This window comes from Tenacibaculum aiptasiae, assembly GCF_008806755.1.
Taxonomy (GTDB): Bacteria; Bacteroidota; Bacteroidia; order Flavobacteriales; family Flavobacteriaceae; genus Polaribacter; species Polaribacter aiptasiae.
Genome location: NZ_WAAU01000037.1, coordinates 46846 through 63429 on the forward strand (window position 1 = coordinate 46846; position 16584 = coordinate 63429).

Sequence of the window (16584 nt, forward strand, 5' to 3'; positions counted from 1 at the left end):
CGCAGTCTAATAGGTCTTAATTAAATACAAACATGAAATATTTCACTTACTTATTCTTATTATTTTCAATAAGTTTATTTGCCCAAGCTCCCAAAAAGAAAAGACCAAAAGTTTCTTTATCCGGAACTGTTATAGAAACGCAATCAAAGCAAGCGTTAGAATACGCTACTGTTGTACTTACCCATGTAAAAAGCAAACGAGTAACTGGAGGGATTACAGACCCTAAAGGAAATTTTGACATTCAAGTTCCAAAAGGTGAATATGCTATAAAAATTGAATTCATTGGATTTAAAACTAAAACACTTCCAAACCAAAAACTATCTCAAAACACCAATCTAGGAACTATTACTTTATCTGAAGATACTGAGACTTTAGAAGAAGTAGAAGTAATTGCAGAAAAATCTACAGTAGAAATTCGTTTAGATAAGAAGATTTATAACGTAGGTAAAGACATGACTGTTAAAGGAGGAAATGCCTCTGATGTTTTAGATAATGTTCCTTCTGTAAATGTAGATGCTGAAGGAGCTGTTAGTTTAAGAGGAAATGAAAATGTCCGTATTCTTATTGATGGAAAACCATCTGCTTTAGTTGGCTTAACTGGAACCGATGCTTTAAGAAACTTACCTGCTGAAGCTATTGAAAAAGTAGAAGTAATTACAGCTCCATCTGCTCGTTATGATGCGGAAGGAACTGCGGGAATTTTAAATATTATTCTTAGAAAAGGGAAAATTACAGGGTTTAATGGTTCTGTGAATCTTACCGTTGGTAACCCAGATCAATTCAGACTTTCTCCGAATCTTAACTATCGTACTAAAAAGATTAATTTATTTTCTAACATTGGATATTCTTATCGTAAAGGTCCAGGGAATTCTTATTCTAAATTTTCTTATTTAGGTGACGATAACATCATAGATAGTATACAAATTGAAGACAGAACTTTTGATAGAAAGAATAAAAATTTCAATGCTTCATTAGGTTTAGAATATTACCTAACCAAAAACAGCTCTATTACTGGTTCTTTTTTCTATAGAGACTCAAAAGGTGATGATGTAGCTACAAACAATATTGAACAGATAATGTTTAAAAATCCTGGAAAAATTTTACGTATTGAAGACGAAGATGAAAAAGGAACAGACAAACAATATTCTATAAATTATACCAACAATTTTGATGGTAAAGGACAAAAGTTAACAATCGATTTGCAATATGGTGAAAGCGATGAAACTGAGCTATCTCCTATTACATCAAATGGAATATTAATTGAAGACAACTCTCAAATAACCACTTCAAAAGACAAACTTTTACAAATTGATTATGTTTTACCTATGGGAGAAAACAGTCAGTTTGAATTTGGACATAAAACAACGTTACAAGATTTAAATTCAGATTTTAAAGTAAATATTTTAGATCCTACTAATAATTTTGATCCATCTAATGCTATTAACTTCAAACAAAACATTTATGCTTTTTATACACAGTTTGGTAGCAAAATAAATAAGTTTTCATACTTATTAGGTTTAAGAACTGAAATTACTGATATTGATTTGGATGTTATTACTACCAATCAAACATCTGATAAAAATTTTACTGAATGGTTTCCTACTGTAAACTTAGGATATGAGCTTAACGACAACGAAAATATTACATTAGGCTATAGTAGAAGACTAAGAAGGCCACGTCACTGGTTTTTAAACCCTTTTGAAAGTAGAAGTTCTCCTACTAATATATTTAGAGGAAATCCAGATTTAACTCCAACCTTTACCAGTTCTTATGATTTAGGTTATAATACAAAAATTAGCAAGTTTAATTTAGGTGCTTCTATTTACTATCAAAATTCAACAGATTTAATTAGACCTGTATCTATTGTAGAAGTAAGAAATGGTACTAATGTATTTGTTAGGCAGCCAGTAAATTTAAATGATGAGCAGCGTTATGGTTTTGAGTTTACTACCAATTACTCTCCAGCAAAATGGGCTCGCTTTTCTGCTTCTTTTAATTATTTTAAATTTAACACAGATGCTTTTACATATGTATATACAGCTTCCAACGGACAACAAGTAACAACCATTTTAGATGAAGTAAATGAAAGTAGTTGGTTTACACGTTTTAATTCGAGAATAACTTTACCTGCTAAAATTCAATGGCAAACTCGTATAATGTATCGTGGACCAAGAGCTACTGCACAAACCGATAGAGATGGTGTATTTGTTACCAATTTATCTTTTAGTAAAGACATTTTTAAAGACAAAGCTTCTTTAGTTTTAAATGTAAGCGATTTATTCAATTCTCGTAAACGTCAAAGCACTACGTATTTTGGAAGTAGAGAAAACCCTAGTACTATTTCTGAAGGAGATTTTCAATGGAGAGAACGTCAAATATCATTGAGTTTTACATATAGATTCAATCAAAAGAAAAAAAGAGAACGACCACAAAGAAATTTCGATGGTGGTGGTGAAGAATTTGGTGGATAAAAAAAAGAGGAAACAATTAGTTTCCTCTTTTTTTTTAACAACACTTTATCATTCATTAAATAAACCCATAGCTATTCCAAAGGTCTAATTAAAAACTAAAGATTTATTTATGAAGAAAATCATTTTAACTGGCCTATTTGTTTTCTTAGTTCTTGCTAATGTTTTTTCACAACAACAAGAAAACCTAACAAAAAGAATTGACCAACAACTCGAAAAAGTTCAAGAGAAATTAAAACTAGATAATATTCAACTTTTAATGGTTAAAGAGGTTGTAGTAAAATACAGTCAACAAAAAAGAGCTTTGCACAACCAAGAAATGCCTAAAGAAGAAAAAAGAATTCAAATTAGAGAGCTTAATTTAAAACAAGAAAAGGAACTAAGTCAGTTTTTAAATGAAGAACAAATAATTGAATTCAGAAAAATAATGAAAGAACAATTAAAGAAAAAGAGAAAAGAGCGACCTAGAGGAAAAAGAAACGGAAATAGAAGAAATCAATTTTAAAACAAAAAGGTTCGCAATATGCGAACCTTTTTGTTTATAGTATTTAGAAAGCTTACTTACCTTCAGCAGCCTTCTTAGCTTCTCTCTTTAATTTTAAATTCTCCCAGATAGTTCCACCAATCCAGTAAGGAACTACGAATGTTAATAAGAAAATTAACAACCAAAATCCAGTTGTAAAAATAAACATGAATAATACTAATCCTGAAAATTCTGAAAAATCTAACATTTGTTCCTATTAATAATTTGTTACGCGACAAAATTAAAACTATTTTTCTTTTCATCCAATAAAATCTGATAAAAATCATTACTAAAAACTATAAGAATTTGTAATTTTGGATTTCGTTAATTTAAAGCCTTTTAAATCATTTTATAATGACAAAATATAGAATCGAAAAAGATACCATGGGACAAGTAGAGGTTCCTGCTGATAAATATTGGGGAGCACAAACAGAACGTTCTCGTAATAATTTTAAAATTGGTCCTGCTGGATCTATGCCTTTAGAAGTTGTATACGGATTTGCATATCTTAAAAAAGCTGCTGCTTATACCAATGCTGAATTAGGTGTTTTAGCAGAAGAAAAACGTGATTTAATTGCGCAAGTTTGTGATGAAATTTTAGAAGGTAAGCATGATGATCAGTTTCCTTTAGTCATTTGGCAAACTGGTTCGGGTACTCAATCAAACATGAACTGTAACGAAGTTATTGCTAATAGAGCACACGAGATTGCAGGAAAAGTAATTGGTGAAGGTGAAAAAACTATTCAACCAAATGATGATGTAAATAAATCACAATCATCTAACGATACCTTCCCTACTGGAATGCACATTGCTGCATATAAGAAAATTGTAGAAACTACAATTCCAGGAGTTGAACAATTACGCGATACTTTACAAGCAAAATCTGAAGCTTTTAAAGATGTTGTAAAAATTGGTCGTACACACTTAATGGATGCTACTCCTTTAACTTTAGGACAAGAATTTTCTGGTTACGTTGCACAATTAAACTTTGGTTTAAAAGCCTTAAGAAATTCTTTAGAACACTTATCTCAGTTAGCTTTAGGAGGAACAGCTGTGGGAACTGGGTTAAATACTCCTGCTGGATATGATGTATTAGTAGCAAAATATATTGCTGAATTTACGGGATTACCGTTTGTTACTGCAGAAAATAAATTTGAAGCTTTAGCTGCACATGATGCTTTAGTTGAAACTCACGGAGCTTTAAAACAATTAGCTGTTTCATTAAATAAAATTGCTAATGATATTCGTTTAATGGCTTCAGGACCTAGATCAGGAATTGGAGAAATTATTATTCCAGCAAATGAGCCTGGTTCTTCAATTATGCCTGGAAAAGTAAACCCAACACAAGCAGAAGCTATTACTATGGTATGTGCACAAGTTATGGGTAACGATGTTGCCGTAACTGTTGGTGGTACTCAAGGGCACTACGAGTTAAACGTATTTAAACCAATGATGGCTGCTAACGTATTACAATCTGCTCAATTAATTGGAGACGCTTGTGTGTCTTTCGATGTTAATTGTGCTGCTGGTATTGAGCCTAATCATGGAAGAATTACTGAATTAGTAAACAACTCATTAATGTTAGTTACTGCTTTAAATACTAAAATAGGATATTATAAAGCAGCTGAAATAGCAAATACAGCACATGCTAATGGTACTACTTTAAAAGAAGAAGCTATTAATTTAGGGTATGTAACTGCCGAGCAATATGACGAATGGGTAAAACCAGAAGACATGACTGGAAGTTTAAAATAAAACTGTATTTTTGTACAAAACTTAAAAGCTGCAATTTTTGCGGCTTTTTTTAGCGAAAAGAATTAACCATATTAAAAGATAATGAAGATGAACAAACACGAAGAATATATGAGTGAAGCTGTAAAAGCAGCTTTACGTGGAATGCAAAATAACGAAGGTGGACCTTTTGGTTGTATCGTTGTAAAAGATGGTGAAATTGTTGGACGTGGAAATAACAAAGTTACTTCTACTAATGATCCTACTGCACATGCAGAAGTTACGGCTATTAGAGATGCTTGTAAAAACTTAGGTTCTTTCCAATTAGATGGATGTATAGTATACACTTCTTGTGAGCCTTGCCCAATGTGTTTAGGTGCTATTTACTGGGCTAGACCTGATAAAGTATATTACGGAAGTAATCAAGTAGATGCTGCTAATATTGGTTTTGATGATGAATTTATTTACAAAGAAATTCCATTACCATACGAAAAAAGAAGTATTCCTTTTGAGCAAATTGGACGTGACATTGCTTTAGAGCCATTCCAAAAATGGACTGAAAAGCAAGACAAAATAGAATATTAAAAAAAATCCCTTGTAATATGTACAAGGGATTTTTTTTAGCTTCTATTCTAATTGAAATCTAATAAACTCCTCTACTTCTTGTTTCGCTTTCATTGCTTCTACCTCATTAAATGTTTTTCCTTCTGCTCGTTTTATATAAGCATCAAAAATATGACTCATATAAATAGGCGAGCTATTTTTAGTATAGCTCACTGCATTATGACAACTAAAGCAATTCGCTAAATTCCCTACATTAACTTCCGACAATTTATCCTGAAAAGTTTGAGTGAATGTTTCCATAGTAACATTTGCACAATTTAACGATCCTCTAGCGAAAGCTCCAGGATAAGCACTAGATACTTCTCCTCTTAATCCAACTAATATTTGTGCTTGTTGTTCTGGCGTAAATCCATCAGTATCTATCCAAATAGAACCATTGTAAAAATAGTTTTTCCAAGGTCCTTTTTCTTTTTCTAAATGCCCTTTTACACAAGCATTAATATCTCTGATGTTTTCAAAGTTTAAAGGCTCTTCTTGACTCGTATTCTTCATAAATGCTCCCGTACTATCTCTTGGAACTCCATATTGAAATAAATCAAAAGCCTTACTTTTTAAAACAGGTTGTTTTGTTAATGTATCCCAAGTTATACCTGCTATACCAGAGGTTTCTCCTTTCTCAAATAACAATTTCTCTGTTGAAGAACTTGCTTTATCCTCTCCTCTGTCATAATTTGGAGCCATATCTGTATGTTCAAAAGTTGCCCAAATAAACTCTGGATGATTTTCTACAACTCCTACAACATGCATTCCTAATAACGCTACTTCTGTATTAACATAATCTACTCCGTTTTCACTAATTCCTGCTACTGTTGTATAATAATCGTCTATTTTATCTTCTGGAATCGCTGATTTAGCTACCCAAGAAACTTTTAATTCTAATGAACCAACTGGAAAAGACGATAAATTATCTTTCGATAATGTCCCGTTTAAAATAGAATCTTTAAACTTAGTTGCAGCTTTTTTAAATATTGGACTTACATGAATTGAATAGTAAACCGTTTCTGCTTTATTATTCTTTTTATTATATACTGGATTAGTTTTTAATATTCCTGAAGATCCAGCTTGTTTAGTATCACTCAACATCACTGCAACTCCATTTTGTAATGGAACATCATCTAAATGTGAAGTTACCTGATGCATTCTTTGAGGATTTAAGAATAAAGGTAATTTTTTAGTAATGACTATTGGATCTGGCTCTCCTCTGATTATTATAGGAATTAAATCTACTTCAATAGTTGGTTTTGTTAACCATAAAAACTTTTGCCAAGACCATTGATGAAAAATTCTATTTGTAGTACTAGATACATCAAAAGGACTTCCTTTTCCTTCTTCTGGTGGAGGTGTTTGTTCATGAGGAAACCAATCGCTCATACACAAACTCGCATTTGACTTCTCGTTATAAGCTATTTTGTCCTTCTCTTTCTTTAACTCTTTTTCTTCTTTTTTACATGAAGTAAAAATAATAGCACTCAAAATGAGTACTGCTATTAAATTTTGTTTTAATAGTAATTTCATAATTGGTTAGTTTTTGTTAATTACTAACAAATTATTGAATTTTGACACAGCGTCTTAAAAAAATGTCATGAAACCCTAATTTTACGTTGTGAAAAAAGAAATATTAGGATTTAGAAAATAATCTAACGAAAAAGCCAGTCATTTTTGACTGGCTTTAATTTTATTTTATGCTTCTGTTTTAGTTGTTTTTCTAAACATTAACCAAAACCCTATCAGTATTAGTGGAATACTTAATACCTGTCCTGTATTTAAAGAATTCAATACCCAGTCTTCTCTTCCTTCTACTTGTGGTTTCTTTAAAAACTCTATAAAGAACCTCAACGACCATAAAACTACCATGAACAATCCAAATAAGAAACCTGACTGATTCTTTTTATCTGTTTTCCAATAGAAGTACCAAAGTGCAAAAAACAGTCCTAAATAACTAAATGCTTCATATAATTGAGTTGGGTGACACGGTACTGTTTCACCTGCCCTTTTAAAAATAACTCCATAGCTACTTCCAGTTGGCTTTCCATAAATTTCTGAATTAAAGAAGTTTCCTAGTCTAATAAAGAAACCAGATAAAGCTACCATAATTCCTAATCTATCTAAAATAAATAACCAAGGTTTATGTAAATGTTTCTTAGCGTAAAAGTACATAGCAATTGGAATACCTATTGCTGCTCCATGACTAGCAAATCCAGTAAATCCAGTAAATTCCCATGAACCATCTGCTAATTTTTTAATAGGTAAAATTATTTCTATTAAATGATTTTGATAATAATCCCAACTGTAAAAGAAAACATCTCCTAAACGCATTCCTATTAACATAGAAACGAATACATACATAAATAACGGGTCCAATTTTTCTACTGGAATATTATCATTAATGTAAATTTTCTTCATAAAACGAAGTCCTAATACAAATGCTGCTACAAACATTAGGCTATACCAGCGTATTCCTAAACTTCCAATTTTTATGATTTCAGGATCTAAATCCCATACTATTGATAAAAAATTCATTTATATAATTTTAATTTGTCTTTATTGCTCATTAGAACAACAACTTTTATTCTTCTTTTTTTCTGGAACAGGATCATAACCACTTCCTCCCCATGGATGACAACTGAATATTCTTTTTAATGCCAACCAACCTCCATAAAACAATCCATGCTTTTGTAAAGCTTGTATTGTATAACTTGAACATGTTGGAGAATATCTACATGTTGCTGGTGTAAATGGTGAAATTGCAGTCTGATAAAATCGAACCAACATTATAAACGGATATGTTAAAATCTTTTTCAACTTACTGCCAATCCTTTTTTAATAATTCATATCGTCTATCCGTACAATTATCTTTTTCATTATAAAATTCCTTAACTGGTTTTAAAAACTTATTCAACACTTTATTAGATGGAATATTTTCCACCCAAACATCTGCTGTTATTTTTTCAAACTTTAATGATAAAAAAGAATGATTAATCATTTCTTTAGTAATTTCTGTGGCATAACCTTTACCCCAAAAATCTTTTCTAAAACGATATCCTAATTCTCTCTCCTCTTCATCATTTGTAAGAAAACCTGCTAAACCTATTAATTCATTTTTATTTTTTTCAAAAACTCCCAAAAGACTAATCTCATATCCTTCTATATCTCCATCAAAAGAAAGTGCTATTTGAAATTTCATTTCAATATTTTCTTCCGAAGGCTTTTCTTGAGGAATTGCGCTTATTATTTCTTCAGCAGTTAAAAGTTCTACAAACTCATCTCTATGAATTTCTTCAATTTTTTTAACTACTAGTCTTTCAGTTTGAAAAACCATAACTCTTAATTAATTGTAAAAGTTGTTCCTTCTCTTCCGTCTTTTAATTGAACACCTAAAGCCAATAACTCATCACGAATCTGGTCAGATAATGCCCAATCTTTATTTTCTCTTGCCTCTTTACGTAACTTAATTAATAATTCTACAGTACCATCTAATGTTTTGGTATCCTGCTGATTTGTTTCTGAAACTAATCCTAAAACATCAAAACAAAAAGCATTTAATGTATTTTTTAATTCTTCTAAATCATCAGAAGAAATAGTTGCTTTTTTATCTTTTAATAAGTTTATAAATTTAACAGCATCAAATAAATGCGCAATTAAAATTGGAGTATTAAAATCGTCATTCATGGCATCATAACATTTCTGTTTCCATGCCTTTACATCAAACTCAGAAGTTACTTTATCTGCATTAATTCCTTTTAAGTTCTTAATAGCTTCCATTAACTTATTAAATCCTTTTTCTGAAGCTAACATTGCTTCTCCAGAGAAATCTAAAATACTTCTATAGTGCGCTTGCATAATAAAGAACCTTACTACCCCAGCACTAAAAGCTTTAGGAAGAATATCATTCTCACCTGTTAAAATAGCTTCTGGTAGAATATAATTCCCAGATGACTTAGCCATTTTTTGACTATTTAACAACAGCATATTTGCATGCATCCAATAATTAACTGGTTGTACTCCTGAACATGCATGTGATTGAGCAATTTCACACTCATGATGCGGAAATTTTAAATCCATTCCTCCACCATGAATATCTATTTGCTCTCCCAAATATTTTGAACTCATCACTGAACATTCTAAATGCCAACCTGGAAAACCATCGCTCCATGGAGAAGGCCATCTCATAATATGACGTTCATCTGCTTTTTTCCAAAGTGCAAAGTCTTGTGGATTTTTCTTATCCGATTGCCCGTCTAATGCTCTTGTATTGTGAATTGCATCTTCAACAGTTCTCCCTGATAAAATTCCATAATGACTTGTTTCATTATATTTTAAAACATCAAAATACACAGATCCATTTACTTCGTAAGCTAATCCTTTATCCATGATTTCTTTAATCATTTCTATTTGCTCTACGATATGACCTGTTGCTGTTGGCTCTATGCTTGGAGGTAAAAAGTTATAAAGTGCAGTTACCTTATGAAAGTCTACCGTATAACGTTGTACGACCTCCATAGGTTCAATCTCTTCTAAACGTGCTTTTTTCGCAATTTTATCTTCTCCTACATCTGCATCACTTTCTAAATGACCTGCATCGGTAATATTACGAACGTAGCGAACTTTAAACCCTAAATGTAACAGATAACGAAACACCATGTCAAAAGACATAAATGTTCTTACATTTCCTAAATGTACATTGCTGTATACGGTTGGACCACATACATACATTCCTACACGTCCTTCGGTTACTGGTTTAAAAAGCTCTTTAGATTTTGTTAAAGAGTTATATATTTTTAGTTGATTTTCTTCGTATAATTTCATAGAAATAGTGACTATTAACAGATGCTAAAGATAGTCACTTTATGAAGAATAATGAAAAAGAATTTGTTAGCAATTTTATAAAAATTTAAAGTAATTATTTTTACTATAAATTATTGTTTTTTTAAGGTTAGTTGACTGTATTTCCCTTTAATTTCTACAGTTTTATTTTTTGAAGTAATTATAAAATCACCATTAAATTTTAAATCTCCATTTTCTAAAGTTCTCATATTATCGCTAACATCAAATTTTAGTTCTCCTTGCATATCTAATATATTTATCCCAGCACTTGAATAATTTAAAAACACTTTAAAATTGTTATGATTAGGATGTATTTTCTTGATTGTTAACTCTCCAAATTTGTTAATCAACTCTACATTATCATAGATATTATCTACTATTACTCCAGATGAATTTGTATCTAAAGTTGTATTAGCAACCGATGCTACATGAGCATCGGTTACATTATTTAAGAACAACGTACAGGCGTTTAATGAATTTATATTTACTGGAGAATAAGATACATTTAACTTTCCTCCATTTAATACATCTGCCTTGAAAGTACCATAACTTACTTTTCCTGAAGCTTTCGTTTTTGGTAATTTGACTTTACAATGACGTGTATTTAAATCGAAAGTAGCATTCTTTGGTACTTTGATAACGATCTTTTTAGTCACTTTTATTTTTTTCCCATTTATCGTAAAATCATTTCCTTCTGTTGAATACGAATAACTATAACTTGATGGGTTTTTACCCATTTTTTTAAGCAATTTATTTCTTTTAGATTCAATTATCATTAATCTTAAATCTCTTTCTCTTTTTTTAGCTTTTTCTTTTAATTCTTTTTTTCTTACTAATGCTTCTTTTTTTGCTTCTAAAAGTTCTCTCTTTCTTTTTCTATTTAATCTATTCCTATCTTCTCTCAGTTTCTTTTTAAGCTTTTTATACTTTTTACTTTTCTTAAACTTTTCCCACTCTTTTTTAGACTTTATAGTAATATCATTTGTTTCATCTTTCCATTGAAAAAAATAATTATCTCCATCTTTAGCATACTTATCAAAATCAAACTCCTCAAGCTCTACACCAAAAGCAATCTCTTCAAAGTTAATTTCTGGAATTACTACATCTGGAATTTCTATATTGTCTACTTCTGGAATTATGATAATATCGTCGTCATTATCATTATGAAGTTCATATATCTTTGGAAAATTATTTCCAGAAGAATTAAAGTATACAATATTATCATTTCCTATGGAATGAAATCTATTCTTATTAGCACTAATTTGTACCTTGCTTTTATTTCCTAAAGCTTCAAATCCCCAATTTTTTAAATACTTTTCAGCTTCTTTTTTCTCAAGCCCTTCTACTTCTATAACAGCTTCTACTGAAACTTCATTTTTGTTCCATGTAGACACATCTATCTCTGCATTTGAAGCATTAATATTTACAACTACATCTTTATTAGTATTGAAATTTTCACTAAATTTCTTATTGTATTTCTGTGCGGATACTGCCGTAGTAAACAGTAAAACTAAAGCACTTATTTTAAATCGTTTGAATGTCATTTTGAGTTGGATTTTTAAATTCTTTTAATTGTTTTCGCATACGTTTTAACAGCTGTAAACGCAATTGCAGATTTCCAATCAATGCATTGATAGTATCATCGTTAACTCCTTTTTTATTGAGCTCTTCGGTTAACGACTTATATTCTTTAGTTAATTCACCTATTTTAGTAATATAACCATCAAATAATTCTTTATTATCTTCAGTTAATTCTAACTGACTTAATTCATAGTTTATCGTATTTACGTAATATGTTTCTAAGGTTTTTAACTCTGGCGAAACATTTCCTAAACTAATTTGATTATCTATAGAATTAGACTTATCAATAATAGTAGGTTCAACTATTTCACCTCCTCCAATAGGATAAAATTTAATTCCTAAACCTAAAAGTACAACTATAGATGCTGCAACATATAGCCATTGATATGACTTTTTCTTTGATGGTTTCTCGTGTAATTCTTCCATCAATCTTTGTTGAAAACGCAATCTATGATTTGCTGACAATTCAGATCGTTTCTCAACATCTTCTTTTAATATTTCTCTAATATCTTTTTTAGACATGATGTACTGCTTTTAATTGTTCTTGTACTTTTTTCTTACCTCTTAACAAATGTGTTCTGGAGGTTACTTCTGAAATCCCTAATATTTGTGAAATCTCTCTATGGTCGTAACCTTCTAACAAGAACAAGGTTAATACAACTCTATACTTTTCTTTTAATTTTTCTATACAATTTACTATTTGTTGATATGATATTGTAGCTGCCACATTCCAATCCTCATTATCATCATCTACCATTGTGGTTACTTCATCATTAATAGAAATCAACTCTACTTTCTTTTTCTTTAACCAATCTATACTCTGATTAATTACTATTTTTTTTAACCAAGCTCCAAAAGCAACTTCCTCTTTATAGTATTGAATATTTTTAAACGCTTTTATAAATGCCTCTTGCATTATATCTTCAGCTACATAAGCATCTTTTACATAACGACTTGCAATTGTAAGCATAGCTTCGCAATACAAATCATACAATTGCATTTGTGCTTTTGCATCATTGTTTTTACATGCATCTATTACTGATTGATGTAGCTGTTTAGTTGGTTTCATTTTTGATTTCTTATACTAAAGACGATACTTTTTTTCTAGTGTTGCATTTTTGCTAAATTTTATTTCTAAATTTACATCATTATTTCGTTTTCACTTGATATGACTGACAAAAACAAATCTGCTCTTTCTGAAAAAGATGGTGTTTCTCAACCAGAAACAACCAGTAAATCTTCTGTTGAAAAAATAAAATTAAGCAGAAAAAAAAGAACTACAACTCAAGAATTTGTAAATCATATTTTAGCGGGTAATATTCCTTTTTTAAGTAGAGCAATTACTTTAGTTGAAAGCACAAATAATAAACATCAAAAACAAGCTAACGAAATTTTAGAAGCTTGTTTACCTCATGCTAATAAATCGATTAGAATAGGTATTACTGGTGTACCTGGAGTTGGTAAGAGTACTTTTATTGAAGCTTTAGGAAAACACCTTACTTCTTTAGGAAAAAAAGTAGCCGTTTTAGCTGTTGACCCAAGTAGTTCTATTAACAAAGGAAGTATTTTAGGAGATAAAACTCGAATGGAACAATTAGTTACTGATGAAAATGCATTTATCAGACCTTCTCCTTCTGGTACTTCTTTAGGTGGAGTAGCTCAAAAAACTCGTGAGAGCATTATTTTATGTGAAGCCGCTGGATTTGATACTATTATTATTGAAACCGTTGGGGTTGGTCAATCTGAAACTGCGGTACACTCAATGACAGATTTTTTCTTACTCTTAAAACTTGCTGGTGCTGGTGATGAACTACAAGGTATTAAACGTGGAATTATTGAAATGGCTGATGCTATTGTAATCAACAAAGCTGATAGTGGTAATGAGAAAAACGCTAAGATTGCTAAAGTTGAGTTTAATAGAGCGTTACACTTATATCCACCTAAAGATAGCGGATGGCAACCTAAAGTTTTACTCGCTAGTGCGCTTCACAACAAAGGAGTTGATAACGTATATCAAATGATTAATGAATATATAAGTGCTGCAATAGAAAGTAATTACTTTGACACGAAACGAAATGCTCAAAACAGATATTGGTTATTGGAAACCATAAACCAGCAATTAAAAGATAATTTCTACAACAATTCTGTTATTAAAGAATTATTAAATAATGAGCTTATCAAATTAGAAAGTGGAAAAACAACACCTTTTGCTGCTGCAAATAGACTACTAAATAAATAACTACTGAATAAATAAATAAATAAATATGAAAGAAACAGCTAACACTTTAACTTGGAATGATTTTACTAAAGTTGAAATGCGAATCGGTACAATTATCAGTGCTGAAGAATTTAAAGAGGTAAAAAATCCTGCTTATAAAATGCAAATTGATTTTGGAGAATTTGGTGTTAAAAAAACCTCAGCACAAATCACTAAGTTATACACTCCAGAAGAGTTAATAGGAAATCAAATTATTGCCGTTGTTAACTTTCCTAAAAAACAAATTGCAAATATGATGAGTGAATGTTTAGTTTTAGGTGGTATTGGTGACAATAAAGAAGTTACTCTTATTGCTCCTGAAAGAAATATTAAAAACGGAACTAGAATTGGGTAGAAATTAGTTCGCTTTGACAAATTTAAAAATACAAAATATTTTACCTGATTCAGACCTTATCTGTTTTGTAGTTCCTTCTCTTTTTTCTAAAGCTGAATGCAAAAAGTTTTTAAATAACAATATTAGAAATTCTTTTCAAGAAGCTATCACAAACTACCCTACACATTATAGGAATAATGAAAGAACTGTAATTAATGATAATGATTTATCTAGTTATCTTTTCAAACAGGTAAAGCCTTTTTTACCAAAAACCTTAGAAATCAATTCTAGCATTGAATCAGAAAATGGAATTTGGCATTTAAAAAAACTAAACAACAGACTTAGGTTTTGTAAGTACTCAAGTAATCAGTATTTTAAAAGACACCTAGATGGTATTCATTATGAAGATTATTTAACTCAATCAAAGTTAACATTTATGATTTATTTAAATGATGCAACTGAATTCAAGGGAGGCAAAACCTTATTTTTCGAAAATAAAAACACAAATAAAATTTGGGCGTCATATATTCCTAAACAAGGTGATTTGATTGTTTTTGACCATAACGTTTGGCACGAAGGTGAAGTATTAATACAAGGTGAGAAATTTGTTTTAAGAAGTGATATCCTATATTCCAAAAAAAAGGAAAACAAAAATTTACAACCATTTTATGGGCACCTAGGTTATATTTGGTCTTTATTAAAAAATAGTGATGAAATTATTTTGAGTGGTGGTCGAGATAAAGAGATAAAAGTTTGGACTAACTTAGGAAAACTAAAAACTTCTTTAAAAGGCCATCTAAATTCTGTTTTATGTATTGAAAAAATAAATAACAATATTTTTATTTCTGGTTCTAGAGATAAACAAATAATTGTTTGGAAAAATTATAAAATACTAAATAAAATTAAAATTCATTCGGCTGTTATTCTTTCATTGTGCCGCTTAACAAATAATACATTTGTATCTAGTAGTGGTGATAACACTATCAAAATAGTAAAACTTAATGGTAGGGTTCTAAAAACTTTTGATGAACATAGCAATTGGGTTTGGCAAATAACAAAAATCAACAACTATACTCTTGCTTCATGCTCTGAAGATTGTTCTATTAAAATTTGGAATATTAATAACGAAAAATCTATATATACTTTTCATGAAACTTCTCCAATTATTAGTATCACATTTAATAATTACACAAAACAATTAATTAGTGGAAATTTAAATGGTGAAATTACTATCAGAACTTTAAAAAATGATTTTAGTCTTTCTAGTATAAAAACATTCCAAGCACATTCCAAAACTATTAGGTCTATAAAAATTTTAAATAATAATTATATTGCTTCTGGAGGAGAAGATAATTCAGTTAAAATATGGAACTTAAAAGGTAATCTAATATCCACATTTAAACACTTAAATTTTGTACAATCCGTAGAAACTTTAAATTCAAATACTTTGATAAGTGCTTCTTATGATGGAACTATCAAAACTTGGGATATTGAATCGTTAACAAAAATCAATGACTAAATTATATAAATATAACATCAAATTATTTCTATACACCTTTCTACTTATTGTTTTTTTTAACTGTACAAACAAAAAGCAAAAAGCTAATACTCCACCTAAACCAAAGACTCTAATAGTTCAAAGTAATTTAACAGATTCAAGAGATAGTGAAACTTACAAAACTGTTCGAATTGCAAACAAAACATGGATGGCGGAAAATTTACGTTACAACTCTTCTGGTTCTATGATAAACCCTAACAATCCTTCTAGAGCTTATGGTCGATTATATAACTTAAATTCATTAAAAGATGCTTGTCCAAAAGGCTGGCATATTCCTTCTGATAAAGAATGGGACGAATTAGAAATAGCTCACGGAATGCCTTCTTCTTTTATTAGCAAAGGTGGTTGGCGAGGTGAACATGCTATACACATGAGAAGCGTAGAGCATTGGGATAATGAATCTAATAACACTAACAAACTTAATTTCAATATACTTCCTGCTGGTTATTTTGACACTGGAAAAACAGGACTTCCAAAAGGTTTTGAAGGTTTAGGATTTGCAGCAGCATTTTGGTCTTCAATAGAAAATAATATTGCTACTGCTCGATTTATGTTTAGCGGAAAAACTTTTGTTAATAAATGGGAAGACAAAAACAATAATACCAATATGGCTTTATCTTGTCGATGTGTAAAAGATTAGCGCTATTTGCTAAACAAAAACATATCTAAAATCCTTTTCTTACT

At 30.2% G+C, this 16584-nt stretch carries 17 protein-coding genes; 8 read left to right on the top strand and 9 right to left on the bottom strand.

Annotated features, from left to right (window positions below):
* The first annotated feature begins 32 nt into the window (after positions 1–32).
* Positions 33–2471, top strand: a complete 2439-nt coding sequence (locus tag F7018_RS17645) for a TonB-dependent receptor domain-containing protein (protein WP_150901427.1) — start codon at positions 33–35, stop codon at positions 2469–2471.
* A gap of 109 nt (positions 2472–2580) precedes the next feature.
* Positions 2581–2973: a hypothetical protein gene (locus F7018_RS17650; protein WP_150901428.1), complete on the top strand. Its 393-nt coding sequence runs from the start codon at positions 2581–2583 to the stop codon at positions 2971–2973.
* A gap of 52 nt (positions 2974–3025) precedes the next feature.
* Here F7018_RS17650 and F7018_RS18590 read toward each other — a convergent pair whose 3' ends face one another.
* Complete coding sequence (locus F7018_RS18590) at positions 3026–3199, bottom strand: hypothetical protein (RefSeq protein ID WP_167850394.1); 174 nt, start codon at positions 3197–3199, stop codon at positions 3026–3028.
* A 146-nt stretch (positions 3200–3345) separates the two neighbouring features.
* Between F7018_RS18590 and fumC the strand changes: the two genes are divergently transcribed.
* Both fumC and F7018_RS17660 read left to right on the top strand, forming a co-directional pair.
* Entirely contained in the window at positions 3346–4746 is a 1401-nt protein-coding gene (fumC, locus tag F7018_RS17655) for a class II fumarate hydratase (protein WP_150901429.1), read from the top strand.
* 87 nt (positions 4747–4833) lie between these two features.
* The gene (locus F7018_RS17660) at positions 4834–5307 is read left to right on the top strand and encodes a nucleoside deaminase (protein ID WP_150901430.1); all 474 of its coding nucleotides are present in this window, start codon (positions 4834–4836) and stop codon (positions 5305–5307) included.
* 42 nt (positions 5308–5349) lie between these two features.
* Here the strand turns inward: F7018_RS17660 and F7018_RS17665 are convergent, their stop codons facing one another.
* The 8 genes from F7018_RS17665 to F7018_RS17700 form a co-directional block, all read right to left on the bottom strand.
* Positions 5350–6861, bottom strand: a complete 1512-nt coding sequence (locus F7018_RS17665; RefSeq protein WP_150901431.1) for a hypothetical protein — start codon at positions 6859–6861, stop codon at positions 5350–5352.
* 165 nt (positions 6862–7026) lie between these two features.
* Positions 7027–7866 carry a prolipoprotein diacylglyceryl transferase gene (gene lgt / locus F7018_RS17670; protein WP_150901432.1) on the bottom strand — a complete coding sequence of 280 codons (840 nt, stop codon included), beginning with the start codon at positions 7864–7866 and terminating at the stop codon, positions 7027–7029.
* Positions 7867–7887: 21 nt separating this feature from the next.
* A complete protein-coding gene (gene yidD / locus F7018_RS17675; RefSeq protein ID WP_150901433.1) occupies positions 7888–8148 on the bottom strand; it encodes a membrane protein insertion efficiency factor YidD in 261 nt (86 codons plus the stop codon).
* Between the two features lies 1 nt (position 8149).
* Positions 8150–8665 carry a GNAT family N-acetyltransferase gene (locus tag F7018_RS17680; protein WP_150901434.1) on the bottom strand — a complete coding sequence of 172 codons (516 nt, stop codon included), beginning with the start codon at positions 8663–8665 and terminating at the stop codon, positions 8150–8152.
* A gap of 5 nt (positions 8666–8670) precedes the next feature.
* The gene (gene cysS, locus F7018_RS17685; protein WP_150901435.1) at positions 8671–10152 is read right to left on the bottom strand and encodes a cysteine--tRNA ligase; all 1482 of its coding nucleotides are present in this window, start codon (positions 10150–10152) and stop codon (positions 8671–8673) included.
* A 110-nt stretch (positions 10153–10262) separates the two neighbouring features.
* Complete coding sequence (locus F7018_RS17690; protein WP_150901436.1) at positions 10263–11714, bottom strand: hypothetical protein; 1452 nt, start codon at positions 11712–11714, stop codon at positions 10263–10265.
* Positions 11695–12273, bottom strand: coding sequence for a hypothetical protein (locus F7018_RS17695; protein ID WP_150901437.1), 579 nt, complete (start codon positions 12271–12273; stop codon positions 11695–11697). The genes F7018_RS17690 and F7018_RS17695 overlap by 20 nt, the downstream gene beginning before the upstream one ends.
* A complete protein-coding gene (locus F7018_RS17700) occupies positions 12266–12820 on the bottom strand; it encodes an RNA polymerase sigma factor (protein ID WP_150901438.1) in 555 nt (184 codons plus the stop codon). The genes F7018_RS17695 and F7018_RS17700 overlap by 8 nt, the downstream gene beginning before the upstream one ends.
* Positions 12821–12919: 99 nt before the next feature.
* Between F7018_RS17700 and meaB the strand changes: the two genes are divergently transcribed.
* The 4 genes from meaB to F7018_RS17720 are packed head-to-tail and all read left to right on the top strand — an operon-like array spanning position 12920 to position 16540.
* Positions 12920–13990, top strand: coding sequence for a methylmalonyl Co-A mutase-associated GTPase MeaB (gene meaB / locus F7018_RS17705; RefSeq protein WP_150901439.1), 1071 nt, complete (start codon positions 12920–12922; stop codon positions 13988–13990).
* Positions 13991–14015: 25 nt separating this feature from the next.
* Positions 14016–14363: a tRNA-binding protein gene (locus F7018_RS17710; protein ID WP_150901440.1), complete on the top strand. Its 348-nt coding sequence runs from the start codon at positions 14016–14018 to the stop codon at positions 14361–14363.
* Positions 14364–14376: 13 nt separating this feature from the next.
* Positions 14377–15861, top strand: coding sequence for a 2OG-Fe(II) oxygenase (locus F7018_RS17715; protein ID WP_150901441.1), 1485 nt, complete (start codon positions 14377–14379; stop codon positions 15859–15861).
* Positions 15854–16540, top strand: a complete 687-nt coding sequence (locus F7018_RS17720; protein ID WP_150901442.1) for an FISUMP domain-containing protein — start codon at positions 15854–15856, stop codon at positions 16538–16540. The genes F7018_RS17715 and F7018_RS17720 overlap by 8 nt, the downstream gene beginning before the upstream one ends.
* The last annotated feature ends 44 nt before the right edge of the window (positions 16541–16584 follow it).